This is a genomic window from Ruegeria sp. AF3 (genome assembly GCF_056536285.1).
This window is the reverse complement of record NZ_JBQFJM010000001.1, coordinates 2136483-2160736: the sequence shown is the minus strand read 5'-3', so window position 1 is coordinate 2160736 and position 24254 is coordinate 2136483. Positions and strand designations below refer to the sequence as shown.

The 24254-nt window shown below is 51.2% G+C and carries 27 protein-coding genes and 2 pseudogenes; 8 read left to right on the top strand and 21 right to left on the bottom strand.

Annotation, left to right across the window (positions count from 1 at the left end; all coding sequences use genetic code 11):
• Nucleotides 1-132 precede the first annotated feature (132 nt).
• Nucleotides 133-1353, bottom strand: coding sequence for a flavin-containing monooxygenase (locus tag ACR3FC_RS10900; protein ID WP_480474844.1), 1221 nt, complete (start codon nt 1351-1353; stop codon nt 133-135).
• 24 nt (nt 1354-1377) lie between these two features.
• Nucleotides 1378-2457, bottom strand: a complete 1080-nt coding sequence (locus ACR3FC_RS10895; protein ID WP_480474843.1) for a class I SAM-dependent methyltransferase — start codon at nt 2455-2457, stop codon at nt 1378-1380.
• A gap of 117 nt (nt 2458-2574) precedes the next feature.
• On the opposite strand from ACR3FC_RS10895, the gene ACR3FC_RS10890 reads away from it, so the two are divergent.
• Nucleotides 2575-3591: a GlxA family transcriptional regulator gene (locus tag ACR3FC_RS10890; protein WP_480474842.1), complete on the top strand. Its 1017-nt coding sequence runs from the start codon at nt 2575-2577 to the stop codon at nt 3589-3591.
• 346 nt (nt 3592-3937) lie between these two features.
• On the opposite strand, the gene ACR3FC_RS10885 is transcribed toward ACR3FC_RS10890, so the two are convergent.
• Entirely contained in the window at nt 3938-4750 is an 813-nt protein-coding gene (locus ACR3FC_RS10885) for a DEAD/DEAH box helicase family protein (protein WP_480474841.1), read from the bottom strand.
• A gap of 429 nt (nt 4751-5179) precedes the next feature.
• Here ACR3FC_RS10885 and istA point away from each other — a divergent pair, with 429 nt between their 5' ends.
• Together istA and istB are read left to right on the top strand one after the other, a co-directional pair.
• Nucleotides 5180-6709, top strand: a complete 1530-nt coding sequence (istA, locus tag ACR3FC_RS10880) for an IS21 family transposase (RefSeq protein ID WP_480474840.1) — start codon at nt 5180-5182, stop codon at nt 6707-6709.
• A complete protein-coding gene (gene istB / locus ACR3FC_RS10875) occupies nt 6699-7487 on the top strand; it encodes an IS21-like element helper ATPase IstB (RefSeq protein WP_480474839.1) in 789 nt (262 codons plus the stop codon). Before istA ends, istB begins: the two co-directional genes overlap by 11 nt.
• 66 nt (nt 7488-7553) lie before the next feature.
• Here istB and ACR3FC_RS10870 read toward each other — a convergent pair whose 3' ends face one another.
• From ACR3FC_RS10870 to ACR3FC_RS10850, 5 genes are all read right to left on the bottom strand, one after another.
• Nucleotides 7554-7850, bottom strand: a complete 297-nt coding sequence (locus tag ACR3FC_RS10870; protein ID WP_480474838.1) for a hypothetical protein — start codon at nt 7848-7850, stop codon at nt 7554-7556.
• A 44-nt stretch (nt 7851-7894) separates the two neighbouring features.
• Nucleotides 7895-8413: a hypothetical protein gene (locus tag ACR3FC_RS10865; RefSeq protein WP_480474837.1), complete on the bottom strand. Its 519-nt coding sequence runs from the start codon at nt 8411-8413 to the stop codon at nt 7895-7897.
• 15 nt (nt 8414-8428) lie between these two features.
• On the bottom strand, nt 8429-8626 hold the full coding sequence (locus ACR3FC_RS10860) for a hypothetical protein (protein WP_480474836.1): 198 nt from the start codon (nt 8624-8626) through the stop codon (nt 8429-8431).
• Between the two features lie 154 nt (nt 8627-8780).
• Nucleotides 8781-9092 carry a DUF2628 domain-containing protein gene (locus ACR3FC_RS10855; protein ID WP_480474835.1) on the bottom strand — a complete coding sequence of 104 codons (312 nt, stop codon included), beginning with the start codon at nt 9090-9092 and terminating at the stop codon, nt 8781-8783.
• Nucleotides 9093-9350: 258 nt separating this feature from the next.
• A complete protein-coding gene (locus ACR3FC_RS10850) occupies nt 9351-9665 on the bottom strand; it encodes a hypothetical protein (protein WP_480474834.1) in 315 nt (104 codons plus the stop codon).
• A 227-nt stretch (nt 9666-9892) separates the two neighbouring features.
• On the opposite strand from ACR3FC_RS10850, the pseudogene ACR3FC_RS10845 reads away from it, so the two are divergent.
• A pseudogene (locus ACR3FC_RS10845) lies at nt 9893-10653 on the top strand (IS5 family transposase).
• A gap of 1 nt (nt 10654) precedes the next feature.
• On the opposite strand, the gene ACR3FC_RS10840 reads toward ACR3FC_RS10845, so the two are convergent.
• From ACR3FC_RS10840 to ACR3FC_RS10790, 11 genes are all read right to left on the bottom strand, one after another.
• Complete coding sequence (locus tag ACR3FC_RS10840; RefSeq protein WP_480474833.1) at nt 10655-10963, bottom strand: hypothetical protein; 309 nt, start codon at nt 10961-10963, stop codon at nt 10655-10657.
• Between the two features lie 376 nt (nt 10964-11339).
• Nucleotides 11340-11777, bottom strand: a complete 438-nt coding sequence (locus ACR3FC_RS10835; RefSeq protein WP_480474832.1) for a hypothetical protein — start codon at nt 11775-11777, stop codon at nt 11340-11342.
• 59 nt (nt 11778-11836) lie between these two features.
• Entirely contained in the window at nt 11837-13135 is a 1299-nt protein-coding gene (locus ACR3FC_RS10830) for a PDDEXK-like family protein (protein ID WP_480474831.1), read from the bottom strand.
• A gap of 66 nt (nt 13136-13201) precedes the next feature.
• Nucleotides 13202-13534 carry a hypothetical protein gene (locus tag ACR3FC_RS10825; protein ID WP_480474830.1) on the bottom strand — a complete coding sequence of 111 codons (333 nt, stop codon included), beginning with the start codon at nt 13532-13534 and terminating at the stop codon, nt 13202-13204.
• A gap of 84 nt (nt 13535-13618) precedes the next feature.
• Nucleotides 13619-13981: a hypothetical protein gene (locus ACR3FC_RS10820; RefSeq protein ID WP_480474829.1), complete on the bottom strand. Its 363-nt coding sequence runs from the start codon at nt 13979-13981 to the stop codon at nt 13619-13621.
• A 200-nt stretch (nt 13982-14181) separates the two neighbouring features.
• Nucleotides 14182-14661 carry a hypothetical protein gene (locus ACR3FC_RS10815; RefSeq protein WP_480474828.1) on the bottom strand — a complete coding sequence of 160 codons (480 nt, stop codon included), beginning with the start codon at nt 14659-14661 and terminating at the stop codon, nt 14182-14184.
• 2 nt (nt 14662-14663) lie between these two features.
• Entirely contained in the window at nt 14664-15074 is a 411-nt protein-coding gene (locus tag ACR3FC_RS10810; RefSeq protein WP_480474827.1) for a hypothetical protein, read from the bottom strand.
• Between the two features lie 26 nt (nt 15075-15100).
• Nucleotides 15101-15673 carry a hypothetical protein gene (locus tag ACR3FC_RS10805; protein ID WP_480474826.1) on the bottom strand — a complete coding sequence of 191 codons (573 nt, stop codon included), beginning with the start codon at nt 15671-15673 and terminating at the stop codon, nt 15101-15103.
• Between the two features lie 482 nt (nt 15674-16155).
• On the bottom strand, nt 16156-16536 hold the full coding sequence (locus ACR3FC_RS10800) for a hypothetical protein (RefSeq protein WP_480474825.1): 381 nt from the start codon (nt 16534-16536) through the stop codon (nt 16156-16158).
• On the bottom strand, nt 16533-17300 hold the full coding sequence (locus ACR3FC_RS10795; RefSeq protein WP_480474824.1) for a COG3904 family protein: 768 nt from the start codon (nt 17298-17300) through the stop codon (nt 16533-16535). The genes ACR3FC_RS10800 and ACR3FC_RS10795 overlap by 4 nt, the downstream gene beginning before the upstream one ends.
• Before the next feature lie 66 nt (nt 17301-17366).
• On the bottom strand, nt 17367-17825 hold the full coding sequence (locus ACR3FC_RS10790; RefSeq protein WP_480474823.1) for a lysozyme inhibitor LprI family protein: 459 nt from the start codon (nt 17823-17825) through the stop codon (nt 17367-17369).
• A gap of 161 nt (nt 17826-17986) precedes the next feature.
• Here ACR3FC_RS10790 and ACR3FC_RS10785 point away from each other — a divergent pair.
• Together ACR3FC_RS10785 and ACR3FC_RS10780 are read left to right on the top strand one after the other, a co-directional pair.
• Nucleotides 17987-18130 (top strand): annotated as a pseudogene (locus ACR3FC_RS10785) (transposase); the annotation flags it as partial.
• Between the two features lie 320 nt (nt 18131-18450).
• Nucleotides 18451-18654, top strand: a complete 204-nt coding sequence (locus tag ACR3FC_RS10780) for a hypothetical protein (RefSeq protein WP_480474822.1) — start codon at nt 18451-18453, stop codon at nt 18652-18654.
• Nucleotides 18655-19034: 380 nt separating this feature from the next.
• Here the strand turns inward: ACR3FC_RS10780 and ACR3FC_RS10775 are convergent, their stop codons facing one another.
• Both ACR3FC_RS10775 and ACR3FC_RS10770 read right to left on the bottom strand, forming a co-directional pair.
• Nucleotides 19035-20201, bottom strand: coding sequence for a hypothetical protein (locus ACR3FC_RS10775; RefSeq protein WP_480474821.1), 1167 nt, complete (start codon nt 20199-20201; stop codon nt 19035-19037).
• Between the two features lie 971 nt (nt 20202-21172).
• Nucleotides 21173-22213 (bottom strand): hypothetical protein, encoded by a 1041-nt coding sequence (locus ACR3FC_RS10770; RefSeq protein ID WP_480474820.1) that lies wholly within the window; start codon nt 22211-22213, stop codon nt 21173-21175.
• A gap of 240 nt (nt 22214-22453) precedes the next feature.
• Here ACR3FC_RS10770 and ACR3FC_RS10765 point away from each other — a divergent pair, with 240 nt between their 5' ends.
• Together ACR3FC_RS10765 and ACR3FC_RS10760 are read left to right on the top strand one after the other, a co-directional pair.
• A complete protein-coding gene (locus ACR3FC_RS10765; RefSeq protein WP_480474819.1) occupies nt 22454-23059 on the top strand; it encodes a hypothetical protein in 606 nt (201 codons plus the stop codon).
• Between the two features lie 331 nt (nt 23060-23390).
• Complete coding sequence (locus ACR3FC_RS10760; RefSeq protein ID WP_480474818.1) at nt 23391-24080, top strand: HNH endonuclease; 690 nt, start codon at nt 23391-23393, stop codon at nt 24078-24080.
• The last annotated feature ends 174 nt before the right edge of the window (nt 24081-24254 follow it).

Below are 24254 nucleotides of genomic sequence, written 5' to 3'. Positions count from 1 at the left end.
GGCTAGGCAATTCATCCATGCAGCAATACTTCCGTTTCCGGCGCAGTAAGTGTCTGAAGAGTCGGTAAGCGTTCGTGATATGCAGCCGCCAACCCCTTGGCGGCGACAACATCAGTGCGGAGTTTGAAAAGTTCATCGCACCGCTCCTTCCAAAGACTGAACGCCTTGATTTGCTCCTTGTGACAGATACCCTGATGATTGAGCTTGGGACGACGCATTGGCACACGCTTCGATTTGGTTTGCAATACGACTTGCGCTTATGCCTGCTGCGTGGAAAAATCCCTGAAACAACAATCCGTACCCAGTGAACCAAAGACCGGGATTTTGAGGATCTTCCTGACCCATTGGATGTAGTGGATAACCCTTGTTGTCCAACGCACCCATGTGCCCGAAGAGTTCATCCAGATCTGCTCCATATCCAGTGGCGCAGATCACCACGTCGGGGTGGAGCTTTCGACCGCTGGCCAGTTCAACGGCGTGGGGCGAAAAGCCGACGGTTTCGCTGACGGCCGTAAACTGACCAGATTTCAGCGCAGAAACGAATCCATCATCCAGAGCGAAGGTAACTCCGTCTTTCAGCATCCGGGAACCACCGCCCATGACATGGCGGCGCAGGCCATAACGGCGCAAGTTTCCAAAGAAGGCACGCTGCATGATCGAAAAGATCGGATCGAGTGACCATTTGGGGAATAGCGTGAACAGGTTGGCCAGCCGCTGTAACGAAAAGCCGAAGACGCGCGATGGCAGGATCGATGGCCCATGCCTGACCGATACCCAGACCTGGGCCGGATTGCTGCGCGACAAATGATTCAACACATCTGTGCCTGAGTTGCCGGCCCCGATGACAAGGACTTTCTTCCCGTCGTATTCACTGGGGTCACCAAAGTCGGCGGCGTGAACGATTTGACCGCCAAACTCCTCCATGCCCGGCCAAACGGGCATATCAGGCACTTTCTCCCGCCCCGTTGCGACAATCAGGTGGGCGCTGAAATAGGTGCCCCTGTTGGTTTCGATCTGCCAGATGTCGTCTTCACGGCGGATTGACAGGACACGGGTCTCGAAATGGATATCGGAAGCAAACTGACGCGCATACTCGCTCAGGTAGTCGACAACAGCATCTCGGGGCAAAAAGGTGTCCGCTTTACGAGGTGCGTGATGTCCGGGGAGGCTGGCGAAATGGCGATGAATGTTCAGTCGCAACTTCGGATGCCGTGCGCGCCACGGGTCGGCCACCCTGTCGGACGCTTCCAGAATGGTGAACGGGATATTCCGGGCGCGCAGCTCAAAGGCCGCAGCCAGCCCGGAAAGACCGGCTCCGATAATGATGGCGGTTGTTGAATGAGAAACTTTCATTTGAGAACTCCAAAAACAGTGCGCTTAACGGCGCGCGAAAAAGTATGCGTTGAGTTGATCATGAGGCAGGTGATGGGTCTTGACCTGACCGAAGCCTGCATTGGCGAGATATTCCTGTGCTGTCTCAATGCCCCACATTGCACCGAGGCCTGGCCCGCCTTGTCCAATCGACACTGGGGTACAGTGCATCAGCGACAGGGAGTAAAGCAGGGGCGCAAACGGATTTTGGATATTGGTTTCCAGGTTCCGGGACCCGCCTATATCTTGCATCAGGAACAATCCGTCCTCGGCGAGCGAGCGGTAGACAAGGTCCAATAGTCCCTGCGGGTCTTTCTGGTCGTGGACCGCATCAAACGCTGTGATCAGATCGAAACTTCCCAGAGAATTGATTTTGGAAAGGTCCTGCGCACGAAACGTTAGGTTCTTCAGACCCATGCGTGCCGCTGAGACTTGCGTTTCAGTAAAGGCGTCCTCACATAGATCGATCCCGACAAAGCGGCTTGCGGGGAAGGCCTGTGCCAGTTCCATCATCGCGCGGCCCGCACCGCAACCTACATCCAGAACATCGATGCCGCGCTCAAGACGTTCGATCAGGCCAGGTTCCACAGGAAGGATGTGCTCGATCAGGGCTGATACCACCAGCTGGGCGCTGTCTTCTGCCATCACTTCGTGAAATCGGCAGTAGTCATGGTAATGGGTGCCCGCACCATCTCGAAACCGCGCGACCATATCTTCCTCGACCGAAGCCATGACACCAATGAACTGGCAGGTTACAGCCATGTTGTCGGGTTTTGCCGCATGGGTAAGCAACGCCGCGTGTTCAGGGGGAAGAGTGTAGGTTCCAGCTCCGGGGGCGTATTCGACCACGCCCGATGTCACCATCACGGCCAACCATTCGCGTACGTAGCGCTCGGCCAAGCCAGCCTTCTCGGCCAGAGTTGAGGAGGTGGCGTTAGGTAAATCGGCGAGCGCGTCAAATAGATGGGTACGGTGACCAATCGACGTCATCAGCGCGAGCGCGGCACTATTTAATGTGCCGACCATCTGCTCACCAAAGCGCTCTGCCTTGGCCTCATCAAAAGTGACTGCTGCTTGTTCGTTCATGTGGTTTCTCCGGTACTATTAGGGTTCATCTCGTCTGTTTCTGCGTCGGTATTGCCGCAAGCTTGCGAGTCGTGATATGCCTGCAAATGACCAAATCGGTGAATATCGGACATATCGATGCCAGCATTCAAAGCTCCCTGCCGTACAGTGGTTGTGACTTTGCCCTGCGTCGGAACCTCGACGGCTTACAGTATTCTCGATGCGCTCGCTTCGGTCGGCCGGGATTGGGAAATGCTGCATGGGGCCCGTCCCAAGGCGAAGGTTTTTGACGCCCAGATGTTGTCGGTAGATGGAGCACCCTATGTCGACATCAACGGACGACGTATCACGCCGGACGGATCACTGGCCGAATTTGGTCAGCCTGACTTGGTAATCGTTCCTGACCTGCATCTTGCGCCTGACGCACCGTTGCCAGATGAATTCGCGGTTGTGGTCCCGTGGCTTATCAAGGCGCATGCTGACGGCGCGATCATAACTTCTGTTTGTTCTGGTGCGCTCTTACTCGCGGCGGCAGGATTGCTGGATGGGCTTGATGCCACCAGCCATTGGAGTTTCTGTGATGTCATTGCCCGGAAATTCCCGGATGTCCGCGTGCGCCGTGAACGGATTCTGATACCTGCGGGTGACGGGCACCGGATCGTGACGGCAGGCGGAGCGTCTGCGTGGGGTGATCTGGTTCTGTATCTGGTCGGCCGAGTTGCTGGCCAGGATGAGGCCCGACGCCTCGCCAAGATTTATCTGCTCCAGCCTCACACTGAAGGACAGTTGCACTACGCTTCTTTGACTGCGGGAGCACAGCACGAGGATGCTCTGGTTGCAGATGCTCAGGTTTGGGCCGCGGATAACTATGCCCTGCCAACCCCGGTTACCGCCATGGCCGCCCGAAGCGGTTTGACGGAGCGTAGTCTGTTGCGGCGGTTTCGCAAAGCCACGGGGCAGACGCCAGTCGAGTACATTCAGACTCTCAGGGTAGAGGAAGCCAAGCAAATGCTTGAGACGACCGATTTGCCCATCGACGAAATAGCTGCTGAAGTTGGATATACCGAGCCATCAAGCTTCCGAAATGCCTTTCGAAGATATGTGGGTATGCCGGCTTCAGCATACCGCAAGAAACGCTTGCCATCCCATCAGTGATCAAGGGCAACCCAAACCGGACCTTCAAAATCGTGCTTTGCAAACTCCGAGTTGCGGGATGGAGCCGACTTTTGCTCACGCCGCTTTTGCTGACGCAGAAACCCCTCGCAGGCGCGACACGCCATTTGTTGCATCGCAGAGGATTTCTCGTTTGCGGTCATTCATCGGCGCAAAATTCGGCCTAATCCAAATCTCTCTTTCGCCGCAGCTTTGGTCGACACACGAGGAGCGGACAATACTGTCACTCGCCTGTTGAGGGTGGATGACCACAGGCAGCCCAATTTGGACCTTCGCAACCAACCTTATCGGTTTCGGGTATACCAATGGAGCTGACTTTTGCCCGGGACTACACCTGATACCAGTTTTCGACGTCTCGGACGACTTCCTGGACTGTGAAAGCAGCCTCTACCTCTGCGACAGCACGTTGCACTTCGTTTGGGCTTGCACTGAGTTCCAAGATGTTCGCATTCAGGTCATGGGCTGACCCGGCATCTGAATAAATCGTATCGACCGCAATTCTGACGGCGTTTCGGTGTTGCAGCAGGTGCTCAAAAAATCGGACATAGATCGCCTCCTCATACGGAGAATGGGTGTCAACCTTAGAGACTAAGCCCAATTCAACAGCCTTGGCGCATGTTAGGCGCCAGGCCAGTTCCATTGTCGGTGGAGGCGCATCTCTGGCCTCATCAGGATGTTTTGGGTTCGCAAACGTTGACCTTCGGATGGCTTCGAGATCGGCACGCAAGCTTTTTGTGGGAACAGGATAGATGAATGTGGTTTCCTCGGATGCTAAGGTTGGTTCAACCTGATCCGGCTGCACCTGGATGAACTCGGAAAACCTGTTTCCGATGATAGGGACTTCACCGACAATCATGTCTGTGGGGTCGGTATTCTCTACCAGCCATCGCGCCAGGGCTCTCCGCCCCCACAATCCAGCGGCCCTTCGTACCAACGGATGAGTTCCATCTGAAACATCTGGATAACTCGCGAGTATGTCTTCGGTCTGAAACGCCGCGAGCCCCGTGTCCCAACGCATAATATGCACACGACGTCCCAAGGAGATCGCAATGGATATCTGCTGACGCAACAGGAACGACTTTCCAGATGCTGGTAGTCCGGTGAAGAAAACCATGCGACAACGACGTGCAGCGTCGGTCAAGTGTTTTCCAATCTCAGAGTCCGCGAAACTGTCGATAGAAATTGCGAATCTCCTAATTCGGTGTCGGCCACAGGTCTAAACGGCAATCGGGCTTTGCTGCCCAAAAACCGTTTCCAGAACGTGACCTAAAAACTAACTTAGCAATACCAGGTGCAATATTGCTGACACGCGCTCCAATGCCGCCTGATCAGTCAGTTGCGAAGCAATAAAACAGGCCCGCCCCGCCAGAACGTGGCAGATGTTCCTCCCCGCAACCGCGCGAGCCGTGCGATGAGTTCCAGGACAACATGTTTCGAGCATCGTTGAGACCTACACGTGTTGATTTCCGCTGAGAAGTGAGCCGGTAAGCCAGATAATTTTCACTGAGAATTGACCCATGTGAGCACATTGCCCCGACGTTTTCGTTTGGGGAGATTTGGAGTGATCGACATGGGATTTTTGAGTGTCATACGACGCTGGGCATTGCGTGACAAAATGCCAATTCGCGAGATTTCACGGCGCACGGGGCTGTCTCGCAACACCATCAAAAAGTATCTACGCGAAGGCGCTGTAGAACCGAAGTTCAAGACACCGCCGCGTTCTAGCAAATTGGATCCGTATGCGGATCGGTTGTCTGCCTGGCTGCTCGCCCAGACACGCAAGCCCCGCAAGGAGCGGCGCACGGTGAAGCAGATGCATGCTGATCTGGTGAAGCTGGGTTATGAAGGATCCTATGGCCGTGTTGCCGCATTCGCGCGGACGTGGCGGTCAGATCGGCACCGTGCGGAACAGACGACGGGACGCGGAACTTACGTGCCGCTGGTATTCCAGCCGGGTGAAGCGTTCCAGTTCGACTGGAGCGAAGACTGGGCCAATATCGGTGGAGATCGGGTCAAGCTTCAGGTCGCCCATATCAAACTCTCACACAGCCGGGCTTTCCTCGTGCGAGCCTATCCGTTGCAAGCGCATGAGATGCTGTTTGACGCCCATTGGCATGCGTTCCGCGTGTTTGGTGGCGTTCCCGGCCGCGGGATTTACGATAATATGAAGACGGCCGTGGACCGTGTGGGCCGAGGCAAGCAGCGTGACATCAATGCCCGCTTCAAGGCCATGGCCAGCCATTATGTTTTTGAACCAGAGTTCTGCAACCCTGCTGCGGGTTGGGAGAAAGGTCAGGTCGAGAAGAACGTCCGCGATGCGCGCAACCGGCTGTGGCAGGTCATGCCCATCTTCAAGGATCTGGGCGAGCTGAACCAATGGCTTGAGGATCGCTGTGTCGCCCTATGGGCCGAGACAAAGCACCGGGAATTGCCGGGTACTGTTGCTGATGCATGGGAAGCTGAGAAGCCCACGTTGATGGCGCTGCCGCCCGCCTTCGATGGATTTGTCGAACACAGCAAACGGGTATCGCCGACATGCCTGGTGACCTTCGAACGCAACCGGTACAGCGTGCCGGCCAGCTTTGCCAACCAGCGTATCAGCCTGCATGTCTACCCCGAACGTCTGGTCATCGTGGCTGAGGGCCAAACCGTTTGTTCACATGAGCGGATCATAGAGCGGTCACATCGCAAGCCTGGCAGAGTGGTCTACGATTGGCGTCACTATTTGGCAGTCATCCAACGTAAACCGGGTGCTCTGCGTAACGGTGCGCCGTTCACAGAGATGCCAGATGCCTTCCGTCGACTCCAGGATCATATGCTCCGCAAAGAGGGTGGTGACAGGGAAATGGTCGATATCCTGTCACTGGTTTTGCATCACGACGAGGACGCAGTTCTACGCGCCGTAGAATTGGCGTTGGAAGCCGGGGTTCCTACCAAGACGCATATCCTGAACCTGCTGCACCGCTTGATTGACAAGAAGCAAACAGACCTTCCAGAGATCGACCCACCAGATGCGCTGGCTTTGGAAACGACCCCGAAGGCAAACGTGGACCGCTACGATGATCTGAGACAAACCGGGGAGAAGCGCCATGCGTCATGATCCAGCAGGAGCTTCCGTCGTGATCATGCTGCGCAGCCTCAAGCTGTATGGCATGGCAAATGCAGTAGAGGATCTGGTCGCTCAGGGCGCGCCCGCCTTCGAGACCGCAACACCGATGCTGTCTCAGCTTCTCAAAGCTGAGATCGCTGAGCGGGAGGTGCGGTCAATCGCCTATCACACCAAGGTGGCGCGCTTCCCCTCTTACAAAGACCTCGCAGGCTTCGACTTCAAATCCAGTGAGATCAACGAGGCCACTGTCCGGCAATTGCACCGCGGAGAGTTCATGGAAAATGCAGAGAACGTTGTCCTGATCGGCGGCCCCGGTACTGGCAAGAGCCACATCGCGACTGCCATCGGCGTTCAGGCCATCGAACATCACAGGCGTAAAGTCCGCTTCTATTCGACAGTGGAACTGGTCAATGCGCTGGAGCAGGAAAAGGTGCTAGGCAAAACCGGGAAGATGGCTGAGATGATGACCAAGGTCGACTTGGTCATTCTCGACGAGCTCGGCTACCTGCCATTCAGCTCATCCGGCGGCGCACTGCTATTCCACCTGCTCAGCAAGCTCTATGAGCGCACCAGCGTCATCATCACAACCAACCTCAGCTTCTCTGAATGGGCGCAGGTCTTCGGGGATGCAAAGATGACAACAGCTCTCCTCGACCGCCTCACGCACCGCTGCCACATCCTCGAAACCGGTAACGACAGCTACCGCTTCAAGGCAAGTTCTGAAGCAAGGAAAACGAGAAAGGAAACGCCAACATTGACCACAACATAAACGCTGAGACATAAACAAAGGTGGGTCAAATCTCGGTGAAAATACCGGGTCACTTCTCAGCGGAAATCAACACTCCGAGGCTTTCTCCGGATCAGGCTGGACGGCCGGCACAACAATCTCAACAGTCCCGGCACCTTCTGATGCCAGTTTCTGGTTCTCAACAAGTGCAAGCGTTAGTCTGGTCGTCTCCAGTCGGGATTGCATCAAAATGCCGACAAGCGAGTCTGGATTCTCCAAAAACCCGATCTTTGCCTCTGTCTGCGCAATATCCTGTTTCAGTATCTCAATGCTCGCATCCAACTCCTGAGAAAACGCAGGGGCCGAAACCAACATGGTCGTGGCCAACAGGGCAGCGTTGGTCATTCCGCGCTTCCAAGTTGAGGTCATTTCTTGTCTCCAATTATTCTTCAAGATCTGAAAGCAGTTCTGGCTTCATCACGAAACCACTCGTCCGCCATCTTGTTGAGATCGTCCATTTGAGCTCCGAGAACGCCAATCATGCCTCCTGTCCACGAGCCGTATGCTCGTTGACCGTCCATCGTCCGCAATTTCTCCGGAAATGTCCGCAACAAGTACACTGGATTTTCGGTGGATCGGGTGATCCCCAACACCTTGAAATCACGTCCCGAGAGAATGAACTTTTGAGTTCCCTTGTATGCAAGGATCACATTTTTGAATTCGCGGTCACTGAACTCATCCGCGAAGTCAAGAAAACCACCCATCACATCCGCCGCTGAGGCCCTCGGCCCAACGTTCCTCAGATCGAAAACAATCGTCTCTGGACTGACGCCATACTGGTAGTAACCCAGAGCATCGAAGCTGTCTCTGTATTTGAGTGCATTCTGCGTCGGCTCGTTAACCCGTACCCAGTTCATACCGATCAGAGCGGCAACCAAGGCGATTGCGACAATAACTAGTTTCTTCACAGCTTCCTCGGTACTTCAGTATTCAAAAAATGAGGTGTTGTCAGATGCTTGGTTTTCCATCTGCATACAGCCTTCCAAAATCGCGTAGCTTCCCCCAGCGACGCTCCCCACCTCGTCGCAGTAAGTTTTCGTTTGTGATGGCAGTGAAGCCCAGGAGCGCTTTAAATTGTTGTAGGCAGACTGTTCCATGTCGATGCAACCGTTGAAGATCATCTTGGATCCTCCGGAGACATTCATAACCTCAGTGCAGTAACTCTCAACGTCATATCGAGGAATGCTTCCAGCGTGTGCGACAGAAACTGTACTGGCTGTAGCAATCGCGCATACGTAAAAAAATGTTGTGCCTTTCATAATAAAAATCAGCACCTTAAGTTCTACGAAGAGAGTCTAAAGTAATCAGCTTCTCAGCTTTCTTCTGTGCACGTTCTTTCCACGCAGGGTAGGCAAGAAATGGCGCTATAATGAAACCAATGATGATGAAGTTCAGGGCGAAGACCAGTAAGGCACGGCCCCAGAAACCGTGAACCGCAAAGTAGATTGGTCCGAACAGAAATGCCCAAAGCCAGCTTAGTCCGGTTGATTCATCAAATGTTTCAGCCAGAACCTCAGCCTCCGCTCCACGCGCCACGGCTTCCTTTCTCAAACGCTCGACTCTCTCAAGAGAAGATGTGTCGGACATGCATTTTACCTTTCAAATTGATACTTCGAGCGTAGAGCCAAAAATGAAGGCGTGATTATGGCGATCACGCGTCAGCACAGCAATTTTTCTGTTTACGTAAAGGGAACTGGTTCAGATGGCACCGCTGCAAGTAAAGCTCTTGAAATCAACAGCTTTTCGCTTGTTACGAATGCGGAACAGTTTGCAAGAGCTCAATCTTTTTCTTCTAGCCTTAGGTTTGTCTGCCCTCTGCTCGTAACAAGGTCTTTTTCGCCTTGGTTACATCAAGCAGTCGCTAGGGCTATCCAAATCTACTGGGGTATCCTGTCTGGCGAAACATAGTCTTTGGGAAGGTAGATTGACACAAAATCCACCATTTGCCCAACTCCATGATCCTTTGCCCATCGTTGGGCTGAAGGCATCGCAGCTTTTGCCGAGATAGAGCAGATCACCATTTTTACCTTCCAGAACAGCACCGTGTTCATTTACCTTAGCGGTGTAATCTACGCCATCCGAAGAAGTATACGCCAAGGCAGGCAGAGCCAGAAAGGTTGTAACTACAAAGAACAATCCACTGATTGATTTCTTGTTCATTCTTTCTCCTTAAATTTGTAGATCAGTTATATAAAAGTTCCCAACACATGGAAGCCTGCAAAAACAGATTTGTTGTTGATGGCACATCCCGCCTTTTCAAAGAGCGACAGATGCTTCTCGCGCATTAGACTACACCCTAGGTCATGTTGACAAAAGGGATTCACATCTGTCGGCGGGCATGATTCAAGCTGGTATCTACGACGGAGACCAGCTTGGCACGAGACCTGATGTCGGACGAGGAATGGGCGTTCTTTGAGCGGTTCATCCTGGCTGTCCGCGCCCCGAATGGACGCAAGCCTATCAACCACCGCCTTGTTCTTGATGGGATTTTCTGGATTTCCAGGACAGGGGCTCCGTGGCGCGACCTGCCGGAAGAGTTCGGCAAGTGGTTCAGCGTCTACCGACAGTTTCGGCGCTGGACACTGGCGGGGTTATGGGAAGAGATTATGGACGCCTTGAACCGAAGTGGATCAGTGCCAGACGCCCTGCAAATGATCGATAGCACCGTAATCCGCGCCCATCATCAGGCAGCGGGTGCAAAAGGGGGACTCCGCGACAGGGTTTTGGCCGTTCGAGAGGTGGCTTCACGACCAAGATCCACCTTCTCGTAAACGCACACGGCTTGCCTATGAGGACCGAGATCACACCGGTCCAGACATCTGACTATCGTGGTTTCGATTTGGTCATGGCAGACAACCTGCCTCAGCCGCGCGTGTTATTAGCAGATCGCGGCTATGATGCTGACAAAATACGCAAAAAGATGAATGATTGAGATGTGATGACCCAGATTCCCATGCGGAAAACCAGAAAGATGCGCGTTGGCGTCGACCGCTCACTTTATCGTCTGCGAAATCGGGTCGAGCGCTGCTTCAACAAGCTCAAGAACGCTCGGCGTGTCGCAACCCGCTACGACAAGACCGCAGAAAGCTTCCTGGGATTCATCGATATAACGTCCATCCGACTTTGGTTTCGCCATTTGTCAACATGACCTAGATGCAGTTGGATTGTGCTGCCTTAAGCCATTTGCCATCTGGAAGCTCGACCCTTGCTCGAAGAAGGGTTCCGAACACACGGGCAAAGTCAGGGTCAAATGAAAGAACTTCGCCGGCTGAACTGTCCAATGTGTTGAGCAAGTTGAGAGACAGCAATATCCTGTCTTCTATAACCCTTTGAAACTCAATATCTTCGAAGCCGATGGCATAGTTATTACTACCCAAGCTTAGTTCAGGAGCACTAGGATATTGACTTGAAAAGCCGAAAAAATCAGAAGGATCAATGGTAGCTGCATGCGGCGGCAAGGACTCTGTTTAAAGCAATCGCCATAAGCGATCTTCAGACCTGCAAAACACAGACACACTTATTGAGCGCCGAACACTTTCGTGAAACTCAGTGGTAAGAATGACACCAGCCTTGTACGGCTCCAACCTCCAAGGATCTGACCACTCTGCTGATGTATCGAGACCGAAATCGATCAGTTCCGATCTTCGAAACCAATGGATTTCCTCTGGCGCTGTACCAGATGCGGCAACGATAACTCGCGGATCAACGCCCATGGATATCGATTGCTTGTCCACAAAAGCAATGGCATTTGCCTACATTAGGTTGACAGACGAGCCCGCAAAGAAGGGTTCTCACTGCCCCTAAGACTCAAATGCGTGTCTGAACCCGTCGATCTTAGGCTTCGTGCCTAAATCCTCTAAGAATCCAGAGAAGAGCCCAACCCAACGCAAACAGTAACACTGGTGGAGCGAGAGCTTTGATCAAGAACGACCCCACCGCCTGACCGAAAACTTCTAGGGCAACTGCACTCAACCACCTGTCTACGATCATAGCGCTTGTCCAGGTCCCAACCCAAACGCCATTGCCTTCGAGATAGGTAATCATCTTACTCATTTCGTTCGGCGAAAATGACGGGTTGTTTATCTGATACTGCCTTTCTTGTATCAGTATTGTGTCGATATCCCCTCGGTTTTCTAGCTCAGACTGGACGACTTCAATGTTTCCAAAGGACAACGCGGCAGAGCGTGCAAAATCTTTAGTTTGCACCGCAAAGGAGAATACAATCCATACTACGCTCGAAACTATCCAAAGACGAAGCAGTCCACGTTTCATGCCAGGCTTGACCATGCGACTTTCACCTTCAGAAATTCAGACCTTGGTGTTTGAATACATCAATCTGCATCGAGGACCCCAAAACTCTTGAATTCAGGCAAGATTTTTCCAACGGATTCAAAGACTGGCTGAAACCGTTCAATCAGTGCCCGCATTGCTCTTTCGATTTCGTCAGCGTCATGGATATCTTTGATTTCTATGTTGTTTGCCTTCAAGAACTTTGAGAACTTCTTGCCTTCTTGGGCCGCCCCTTTCTGGAAGGAAACTTTTTTGTGGCCATCTTTTTCGGCGGCTTCCTGAATTCGCGCAATTAATGAACTGCGAAGGTCGTGGTCAGCAACCGGTCCAACCTCTGCGAACAACCGCAGTTGTCCCGTTGTACCTTCATCCCCATCAAATAATTGCAGCCAACAAATCAACGGGTATCCTGCCCACCATTTTTCGCAACCAGGCCATTCTGAATCATCACCGCCCAACCCCTCTACCCAGTTCTTAGGAAGAAAACTGGCCTGAGTATTATTGTGCCAGTTGAACATGAGCTCCTGCTGCCCAATTTTGGAATTCTTACCGAATTCGAGTCCCCCACGAAACACGGCCTCCAGTGCCATGACGAAATCTGTACTCGCTCCGTACTCAAACACAAAGTCCAGTACCTTCTTGTGGTTCCGGTATAGCTGACGCGCCAGGTTCTCCATCTCATGAAGTTCGTCACTCATACCTGTCGCTTCCATAATCACCTCGATGTAGTGGTTAATAAACTGCTGGACGTCGTTTTTTACGGAGATCGTTGGATCAGCTAATATCCTCGGCAGTATCTCGCAAATCGCATCATACTGGATGGGTGCATAGTGTTCGTCTTCTGGATCTTCATCCAGCAAGGTCAAAAAAATTCCCCTAACCTTCAAGTTCATTTCTTCGGCTTCGAAGATGGACTTCACGCGGCTTGAGTACTTTGACAGCTGACCTTCGTGTTGGCTACTGCGATACTTATTCTCAATAATAAAGGCCCAATTTAGGCTTGGCAGTAATACGAAGATATCAATGTTCTGCCACTCTCTGCGAACTTCCGTGTCACGTAAATCTGCTTGAGATATGTCGAGCGCTGTTGGGCTTCCCAGATTGCTTTGGCCGCGCATGGCCTCTGAAAGAAATTCTCGCAGGAACCGGTCTCCAAGCCCGTGGGATTCATGTGGGTTTAGAAGCCATGCAAGAATAGCAGAATGGCGGATCTCCATCTCTTCCATTCTCATTATTTTTATTGGATTGAATCGTTTTAGATAGGCGTCAATACGCTTCAAATCCGTGTTGTTGACAAAAACGCGCTCCAGTTCATCTGGCGTCGGGACAAATGTTTCCATCTACTCAGTCATCTTATTTCAGAGAACATATCGTTGGGCTCGAGGTTGTCGGTGGCACGTTCTGTCTCACAACTTTGTGCCCGACGGTTGGTGGTTTTGCGCGCGTGCCCAGACTAGGTCTACACCCTGCCTGATGGCGTCTATTGCAGACGCAATGGAGCTACAATTCTTGTTGACTAGAGTGGTGCCCCAATATGGCAACGGCCGATGGGATTTATCCTCTACCAATACTCTGAAATTTGGTGATTTAAACAATCCCTTCTTTTCTTTGAGAATTTGGAGACTGAATACACATCCCTGCTTCTCCCAAGCAGTTTCCCAGTTGCTGAGGATGTGTTCATCAAAGCCATAGAACATTCTTCCCTTCTCAAAACCCATGTTCAGCAGGTCATCGGTCAATTTGTTGATCAGGTCTTTTTCCTCGTTTTTGAAAGATGTCTTCCGGAATGGACTCCTCCCATTGGGGGCCCACCTCTTAGGGAGTTACGATGGAAGTGGCTTAGAAAAATAGACTGACCCCGTGATATCAGGAAGACCAAGTTCAAACATGAAATCGGTTTGCTGAGTGCTGAAATCGAGATCTTGGCTCGCAGAGAGGCCTGTGTCTTCGTTTGCGACCATGCCCCGATTCAGAATAAACGAATGGCAGGGCAAAGCTGGACCTCCGACAATCTGAGCTGCTCCAAAGACAAGGTCATATTGCACATGGTCATGCGTCCACTCAATTTCAGTGTGGTTGGAATTTCCCAAGAAAAAGTAAGCTTTGTCTCCTGATTTCAGGCCCAGGAAATAGTCAAGCGGAATGCGCTTTGCGCCTGTAGCTTGTGTATTGATACTTGACTGCATGTGCTTTGCTCAGTTTTTCGCAGCCCTGATAGCACTTATTTCTGGTCTGGTAAGCCCCTCACGGCCACCAGGCTCCAAGGCCATCTCTACCGATCACACAAATCCTACAAACTGAATACTTCAAATCTCTGTTTTGGGTTTCGCTGTCTCGGTCAGTCTTATCGGTTGGCAGTACCAATGCCCTTGCTCGTCACTATGAGCTAACCGTTATAGAGTTCATCTTCTTCTTCCCAGCGCTCTTGTTGGCGTTCCCAGTCTTCTGCTTGGCGGGCCTCCCAGCGCTCCTGCCTATCCTGATAGATGGCAAATATATCGTTTGCTGTTAGCTGATATTCTTCAGCCAGATCATGCACACTTTCTGGATTGCGCGTGTAAGCTTTCCAGATCTTGTCCATTTCTTCAGCTTTGATCTCCGTTATCCGAGAAAGCGGCACATCTAGGATTTCGCAAATCTTCTTGTGCGGAACACCCTCCCACCTAAGCCGAAGAACTTCCCGTCGCACAACTTTGCGGTGCGCGAGGTAGTCACGATGCCTCAGTTTCTTTGTCCATGCAGCAATAACAGGCTGATGATTTTCAGATAAAAAATCTGTCAATCCTTTCAGATCGAAGTCATGCCGCAGCATGATCAGAGCAAGCTCATCTGAAATCTGATGTTTCTTATCTTTTGACTTGGTCAAGCCTACGTTTCCTGATCCAAGTTAGCCGCATGCCACTCGGCTATGGTGTCATGCATCAGCCAAGCTGACGGAGCCTGGCACGTCACGACTTCGCTACCGCTCTCAGTGAAGTGACACCATTCTTCGTCATCCATGAACCAAGAGCCAAGAACTTCTCCATCAAGGAGAAGCACGTCGCCGCGCAGGTCATCGTTATTGTAGCCACACACTATGATCCCGTGACGAACTTGCGCGCCTTCATCGACCAAAGAAGCAATTGCCTGAAACTGTGAACGGACCGCAGCTATTTCCGGGTAGGAAATCCGGCCGATCTCAATAGCATTGTACTTCAGCGTGCCCGTGTATTGGTTTTCGGCCTCATTGGCTTCTATCACACAAACCAAGCTTCCGTGTGTCTCTGTGGTAACGTCCACCCTCTCCAACTCCTATTTCTGCCAATTCACAAGACAATTTGATCCGATTGATAAACACGTATGTTTTCAGGACCACTGATACGGCAGACATAGTGAGACAGAACCTGCTTTAGCCCGCTGTAACTATCTCTTCGCTCGGAAACAATAAATCTAAACGCATCCGAAGTCCCACCTGATTGTCTGTTTCGGATCAATATAGGAATCTGGCCCTCTGTCAGTGCAAGGCCAGAGGTTTCCGACCCGAAGGCTGTTAGTCTCAAACCCATGTAGACTGAGGTTTTGATAGACGAGAAGTCATAGGGATCCCAGTCTACGAAGTCCCAGCCAAACGTATCTCTGTCTTCCAGTTCACTGGTAACGGCTTCGACACATTTTTTGCCGACTTCCTGAAAATCCTCTTCCGTCATTTCGGCTAGCCAGGTTTCAAGTGCTTCGCGCTCAGCTTGACGTTCGGCCAAACGACGCGTTTCGGCGTGAGCAAGCAGTTGCTCGGCAAGTCGTTTAGTTTCTCTCTGGTTTTGAAATGCCCAGTAGCCGATGGCGGATACCACCACCAAAACAATGCTCAATGTTACTTTTAGCCTGCCGCGTTCTGTCATTTGACGCCTCAAAAAACTTTCTTTCTTAGATAAAAAAGATCAACAAACACAACTGGATGCTAGGTAGCGAGCGATGGCAGATCAAATCAAGCACCTTCTTTCGACCCCGGTCAGTCTCGGATGGAAACGCTTGGGTCAGCGTTTACTCGTCGTATCTTTCCAGTAAAGGGAAGAACAGCCAGAGGATGAACATGGATCCAAATGGAGACCAAAAAACGGAGATGATCCACCAAGGCCAAGGACTGTGACCACGTGCTCTCGCCATATCCCCGACGACACTGAAGATCAACCAAACCATCAGTATAAAAAACAAGAGAACAAGCAGCGGCAATACGGCTTCAAGCATTATTTGACCCGCTCTTGTATTAGCACCAATTAATAGGTTCCGTTGCATGCAGCTGATATGCTGGGCATCTCATTGTTTTGTGAGGCAGACAAGGATCGCATTTATTTCAGGCAGATCTTGCTGACAGTGCTTCACCTTATCCTTTTGTTCTACATACGTAATGATACATGTTGTTGTATGCTTCATTTGGCGCGGGAAGATGGATCATGCGCTGATGTTCTGGCAAGTTCGGCATCGGGACAACCTTTGACGAAAAGCTAGAAGTTATCCATCCGTCGGATATCCACGCCCATCCTTCGCTACAATCCAAAGCAAGAGCTTGGTTCAGAAACATTCTGCCCTGTGGCTGATCCGCAATAATGCGAACGTTGAGATGAAAAAGTCCGCCCTTTTCCATAATGGAGCTGGTATCCATCTCCCCGGCAGGGCGGCCTCCAAGATAAACCCACTCCTGAGCAGAGACGTGACCGCAAACAGTGCTTGCAACAAACACCAAACCAAGCATCAATCTATTCATTGAGAAGTTTTCCACGGGATACCATAACGACGAGCGACTTCACCGACGCATGCGTTCATTTGATGAGGTCGACCGACAAACACGCGGCACGAATAATCGAGATCGGAACGGAAAGTTTCGTATTCCTGTCGCGACATACCCAGATCCCGCATCATGTTATGAGTATCAGTTTCCTGAGAGACGAAGTCTTTTGAGCTCAAGCGGTAATCCTCAAGTTCTCGCGTAGTCAACATTCTGACTTTTCCGGGATCGACGCTAAACATATCCTCCGCCAACCTCTCCGGGATGTTCATTTCGCTGAGGAAATCCGCCGACACCCCCTTAAGCTTTCGGATCTCTTCACCAACATTTTCAGGAGATCCCGACACGAAATAGGGTCGGTGGATGCCGACGCCGCCTTCCACATTCTTGTGCACAGCAGCGGCAAGCAGGAACACACAGGCACTCAAACAGTTATGACCACTCGGGATCACTGCATCGAATCCGTGGGTACGGAGCATGCGCCCCATCTGCATCGCTGCGCGAAGGTCCCCTCCGTCTGACGACAGAACAGCAAGACGCAAGGACGCGCTTGTTCCAGATCGTACGGCATTCGAAAGTGTCTGCACGTCCTCTTGAGTAATCTCACCCTCGACCACAACGGTCAACATCGGGCCATAGGCCTCATGATCCTGCGCCCTCCAGTGGGTTTGGGCCTGTGCCCCAGGAGCTAACACGCTTACAGCGCACAATAGGGATAACAAAAACCGCTTCGGCGTAATCATTCTTTGCTCGACTCTATATCGTCCTGTTTTCATCTAATAAGCCACCAAAAGACATCTCTTAGATGCTTACCTCAGGTAGACGCCGATCTCTTCCTCCAAGTCGGCAATACGCTGCAAAGTCAATCGAGCCATACAACGCGATACCGTGGCACCTGCACCGGACATGAGGGCGCCAAAAGAAACAGCCAGTTCGCAAGTCTTATCCCGAACCGGCAACCAGGCCCGCTGGGATTGTCTCAGCAACTCCTCCTGTCCGCTATAAGCAGTCCCTTCGAAGCCGCGCTCTACAGCCTTTGCCTTGATGATGGCCACGCTATAATAGTCATTCAGAAGCTGATCCGCCTGACGGAAAAACTCGTGCTCACAACTACGATAGTACGGAGCATTGCCCGCAGCGGCGTCAACACAGGATGCTCTCTCATCATTGGCGCACTGTTCGAAGCTTTGTATCGACGGAGAACAAGAACCCAAATCTATATAGTCACTTGCTTCAAATGCAAACGCCGCTCCCGGCAAAATCAGCAAAAGGGCTGCTACGGAAAATACGATTTCATTGTCTCTCCTTGATATTTAACGTGATCCCTCTTTCAGGAAATTGCGGCCACAAAATGGCCATCGGCTCGAACGGGGAAAACCTCCAACATTCAAAACGGTGACAGGTGGAGATGGCAGCCATTGTGTTGTTGATGTTGTTCGCACACCTAAAACGCATAATCGGTCTCGACCGCCTTCGCCTCAGAGGGCCAAATGGCGCAAAAGATGAGTTCCTCATGGCCGCAACCGTCCAGAACCTACGCAAACTGGCCAAGATGAAACCAAATCCGGTGTGAGTGTCGGGACTGAAAGCGCTCGGGCAGCGGGTCATCGCACTTTTGGAAATCAGTTTTCAACACAATCTCCGCATTGTAGACCCAAGTGTGCGGAGAAGCACCTTGAACTTGGTGCTCACGGCTGCCGCTGAAGGAATGTTCACGACTGACCGATGTTCGGATGCAACCGTTGGTTGGCTGACGAGACTGCAACCGCCCAATAATCGCGACTTATGTTAAATCCCAATCAGTCTGTGGATCGGGGGAAAATCCGCAATTCTTATACGTGAGATTAATTTCGACCTGCAATGGTTGCCCGGTATTCTAATTGAGGATTTGACTTGAAAAAACTTGCAACCATCGACCTGCCCAGGACAAACGCCAACGCCTTTGAAGTGCTGGCACGCTGCCAGTCCGCAGCCGAAAGCGCCGGAGCCGAGCAAGCCAGAATTCGGGCCTTCCTCGAGGACGCTGTCCAGGGTGACTTTGAGCATCTGTTGCGTGTGGTGAATACCTACTTCGAAGTCTCTAGCGCCAAGACTTGATTAGAGAGGGCCTGGTATGCCGCCAGGCCCCCAATTCAAAATACTCTCAGTCACCAGTAAAGTTACCTAGTAGGCCGACGGCTCATGCTGTATTCGAGAACCTGGTCATCGCCCACGTAAAAACGGTGCGAATTTCCGGCAGTTTCCGGAAATCCAATGTTTCTGCCGTAGATGTCTTGAAGGACGGTGCCCGCAGTATCACTATTAGACTAGGTGCTTGTGGTTCGTTCCTTCACCCCACCGCCGGGGTGCGACACGACGATAGCCAGGAAAGTGCGGCTTTCGTCAATGCCATCTGGTAAGTTGATCACGGTGGACATCAAATCCAAAACCCTTGAAAATACCGCGATTAGAGAACCGTGATGAGCAGAAAGCAGCCCCTATTTTGATGTGAAAGTAAAGCTGGATGGATTCTGAGTCCGCATCGGCCGGAACAGATTTTCCTCAGTAATATCTGGCGGCAACTCCTCAAACTCATCCCCTTCAACCACCAGGCACCAGTCAATTGTCAGCAGCCCGTCCGAGTAGGCCATCTGTACTCCGACCGCAGTCTCTGCTTTCGCATAAAACTTTCCCAATTGCGTCAGCGTGTTGAAGAAGCCTCCCCGCCTACTCATTTCATCTTCTCCCACACCGATGTCAGGATGGAGAGCAGTGATCACAAAAAGTGTTTTTGTCTCAGGAACGAGTACCCGATAAGGAAGGTGAACCTCCTTGTCTTTCGATGCCTGTAGGCATCTGTCCATGCGGGCCTTAATCTCCTTGATGATCGAATTGGGGAGTTTGGCAAACTCGACCAAGATCCTTGCATAGTCGATGTCATGCTCAGAAGTGCGTTGAATATTATCCGCGAGCTGGTTGAGTGTTTGCGATAGGCTGGCGCTATCCTGATCTCTGACCAAGTGATCTAGATAGGATCGGAAGCTTGAATCCGGCTCTGGCTGAGCCATGATGTAGGCAGCGAGAAGGTCTTCCTCGACCAGATCCGGTGTGATGAGATCAAGGGCGTGAAGACCTAAGCGAAAATCCATATATTTGCGCACCTCTTCCGGTGAAATGAGGGTTTCCAGAACCTTGCTGTAACTATCTTGGTCGAAGACATGAATTGCTCCGGCCGCATCGCTATCCCTGAATTTCGTCAATAGGCATTCTCGTGGCAGGGCGGCGCCGGGCTTGTAAATGATGATTTTGTGGAGATCCGCGAGGTCATCTATGCGAATGTCACGGCGCTGGTTGCGGATATTGGCCACCGAAATGGAGCCACGCTCATTCAAAAGGCGAAGGGAGTCCTTAATCTGTTTGACGGCGGCCTTCATGACCTTGCTTTTGAACCACTTCTGTTCAACAACCGGGTCTGAGGTTTCCATTGTGCGCTCCTTCATCTGGATGATGAAGGCGGTGCTTCCAAACCAAACGATATTGTCAGCAAGTTCTGCTTCCCCACTAGGGACGGGCAGCTTGAGTTGATCAAACGTGAACTCCTTCCAGAAGGTGAGGCTGTTCCGCTTGCCGATGAATTCTTCCAGATCATATGTCGAAACTGTCAAGGTCTGTCTCCAAGTTGGGGCGGTTTAGTCAACGGCATATACAGGGGGAGTACCTATCTCGGCGTAACTAGTTGGATTTCGGGTGAATCTTTGTCGCGCCTTTGTTTGTCGACGATTAGCTGCCGTGAAACCAACCCAGAGGGCTTAAATTTGCGTGATATATGATCTTCCCTTTGTTGAAAGACAATAAGAACACAGGATTCGCTAGAAAACACTTGGATATCCTCTACGGCGCAAAGGAACAAAGCGGGGACCCTTCCATCGCAATGTGGGTCAATAAAGCGGTCCCATATACAATCCGTACTGACAGACTTTTTCGGCCAGAGTAATCGCCTAGGATCTTGGATCGAGCCAAAAGTAAAAGTCGCCTGTGCAAATTCATAGGGCAGCCGCAGCGGACCTATGTCCGAAGCCGGGTGTGCAAGGAATGTAACTCAGTCTTGAGCGAGGAACGCAAAAGAAACCGGTACAGGTGGGAATGATGATCCATTTCAGCAAGTTTCGAGCGTCGCCTTTTGTCCCCGCATGCCTTTTGCCGGTACTAGCGAGACAGGTTTATGAATTGATCCATGAAGGCATCAATGCGGCGCCTTCGAGAAACGCTGAACAAGAAAGGATACGAAATGGCAAAAGGCAAAGGTCAAGGTAATGCTGGTGGCTGGCCCTCGACTACAGGGAAACCTTCTGGTGGAGGACGTTCAGACAACGGGCAAAGTGGCGGCGGCAAGAAGTGAGGGCCCCATGACTGGCTTCAAAAAGGGATACACTCCGACACAAGCAGATTTGGACAACCGGGCAAATCAGTTGAACCCGAACAACCATACGTACCAGGGAAATAGCGCCCGGTACGAACCACCGCAACAGGACTTGGACAATCGCTCCAATCAACTGAACCCAAACAACGAAGCGTTTCGTCGCTCGCGTGAAAGCTAATCTTTGGCACGGTTCTGATCTGCGTGATTACGTTTGCGTCATGCAAAAGGGAGGCGCGCTTGTGCCTCCCTTTCCTGAAAATCGCGAAAATCCCGAAGCATGTCATCATAGCTGAACTGATGGATATCTGCGATTTCACTCCAGATCCCCCAGTCCTGTCTCATTCTGATGGATAGGCAGCAGAAAACCGCTATCAGAAAGAGGTTTGACCGAACACAGCGATTTACTGCTTCACGGTATTCGTCTTCCATATTGCTGATTTTCGGGTGATCTCGGTTATCAATGAGCATGATGTATTGAACAAACGTATCGATGAAGGGGGTGGTGTCTCTTTCGGTAAAGGTTTTGATGCGATCTACCGGAGTTGCGCCCCACATCTCTGATTTGTCACCCCACTGACTGTTTCTCAGAAGGTATTCATCGATAAAAACCGTTTTGACTTGAGCGGGCGTTTTCTGCATGGAAATGTTTGTCAGCAGATGTGATTGCCGCGTGGTTTTCTGAATAAAGTACCCAAGAGATATGAACTCGCACGGGTGAAGTGATGCGTATGGTGCTGTTCTCCAAGCCTCTATTGCGGATGGTGTGCTGAAGGCTTTGAAGGTTCTGGATTCAAAGATTGGGTGAGTTTTGCGCCGAGAGAAATTCCAGTCTATGCCCACTCTTTTGAATAGGTCTGTTCGCAAAGACCATGAAATAATTTCAAATTTTCTGAATTCGATTAGAGTCTTCCAGTTCACTCTATGCCGGATCAACCCACCGGCGATGTCGCCTGATGCCAGCCCATTTGCGATCATTGTCAGGTGTCGCCAATTGCCAGTTGCACGTGCCTTGTCACGCACCTCCAGAAGCGGACGTGCCATTTCGTCAAATCGTTTGACAAATTTTAGCATCTGTTTGTTGCAAAATTCCTCCGTTAGCTTTCCGCCTTGAAACTTTTCACGAAAGGCTTTTTGCTGGCGATTGATAAAGCGCTTATCGGCTCCATTTTCACTATCGATCCGCTTACCGGGCGCGAAATATTGCGTTGCGTCTATTTTCAGTATCTCAATCAAAATGTCTGGTGTGGGAATAAACATGTTTTCAATGCTTCGCTTGTGTTGTTTCCCGGCGGATGTGACCCAGCCTACGCAAATATGAGCGCTTTTTAAAACCTAGATTTTCGCAGTCAACATGGTAGAAGCGTTTGATTTTTAATATCTTTGCGGCGACTTTACTTCAGTGTTGAACAAGCCGTTGCGAAGCTCAAACAAGGCAGCGCAAGCAGCCATGGGACCGAGGGACTTTGTTCGGTGAACGCATAAGGTGCAGGTAAACGAATGAGTAAACCAAAATGGCATCCGGAAAGCGCCCGCGTCTTTCTTGGTGGACTGACGGATGCAACAGCTGTTGGAAAGTTGAAGTCAATCCAGTATTATTCGTCGCACCGAGCTCTAATAAAGCTAGCATCAAAGATCGACGACGATCCGAATGGTGATGGCGTCCGCGGCTTCGCTTGTGCAGCCTATGGTTGGATGCCGACAATTTTGGATAAGTGCCACCCAGATCGGTTCAATTTGCCTAAGCCAGTAGAAACGATCAAAGCACTGGATGAGATTCAATCTGCCAATGCCTTTCTGGAAGTCGTCGATGACCCAGCCCCCATCAATGGGTCATGGGTTGGTACAAGCAAGTTCCTGCACTTCTTAAACCCCGAAATATTTCCCATCTGGGACAGTAAGGTAGCAAAAAACTTTGAATGCAATTGGCAGTACCAGATCAACCGGAAGCAGTCTTATTTGCAGTATTTCGACTTTGTGCATACCGAAATTGCTAAAGGCCATAGCTGGATCGACGCGGTTGCGCGTCGTATCGAAGGTGAGCACGGATATGTCCCATCAAAGGTGCGGTGTGTCGAACTAATGCTGTTTGAGCACCAAAGGTAAATTTGAAAGTATATCTCGGTGCGCCAAATAATGTTGCCTGGCAACACCCGGAATTGACAGAACCCCGTTTAGTTCGCCGATGTCGAACTCTTTCCCGCCCATCAACCTGCCTCATATCAGGCCCTCAACACAAGAAGAATTCTGGGCGATATTCTGCCTACCATGTCACCGTTCATGATGATCTCAATTTGTCTACGTACCTATCTTCGAAGCAGCTCTTCGGCGCAGTACTGTTCCACCAAGGGCTTCGGATCTACCGCGGCATGTTTTTTTGTAGAGGTCGCTACCGGAACGTATAGGAATTTCTAAAGCCTCAATCGGAGAAAAATCTATGAACCTTCGCGATGGCCGGCATTTGATTGACAACACTCATGTCCAAGAGGCTGCCCGCCTAATTCAAAAGAATGGGTTTGCTTGGCTATATGAACGCACCGGTAGAGAACAGCCACAATATCGCTATGTCGTTATTGATGGAAACCGCTACCCCACAAAAGCGTTCGGTTTTCTCGTTGCGCAACTTGCAGGAAACACTACCAGGCAGTCGAATGACATGAACGTCAACGAAGCGGCAGCACCACTCAAACGACTTGGGTACGTCGAGGTTAAGGGACTAGGCGCTAAAAGAACACAGATAGAAGAAGATGCGCAAAAACTATCGTATTACCAGATTCTGGCGCGTCCTTCACAGTCAGCTTTCCGACAGCTATTGCTGGAAGCTTTCGGCTATAAGTGCGTTGTTACAGGCGTATCGACACCGTGGGCTTTGGAAGCTGCACATGTTGAACCCTTTTGTATGCAAGGCGCTGATAATCTAGAAAACGGGATCCTCTTAAGAGCTGATTTGCACAAATTGTTCGATGCGGGGCACTTGGCGATAGAACCGGAGTCATTTTGTGTACGAGTCAGCGAACAAGCCAAATCTGACTACAAGCAAATAGAGGGAACGCGGATCAGTATACCTGATGGAGGGCCCTCTGCTGATGGTTTTAGGATTAGATGGCGAGAGTTTTCTTCCAGGTGACAATTGTCGGCCGTTCGTGGTCCTCCGTTTCCTAAGCGTAATGGTGGACCAGTTCAGTTGGAGAGGCTCAGTGCCTTTGGAAATTGCACCTGGGTGAAATTCACCAATAACTGCATATTCTCGAGCTTTGGTCCTAATCCTCCCCCTCTGAAGTCGTCCGCCGTTTTGGTTAAG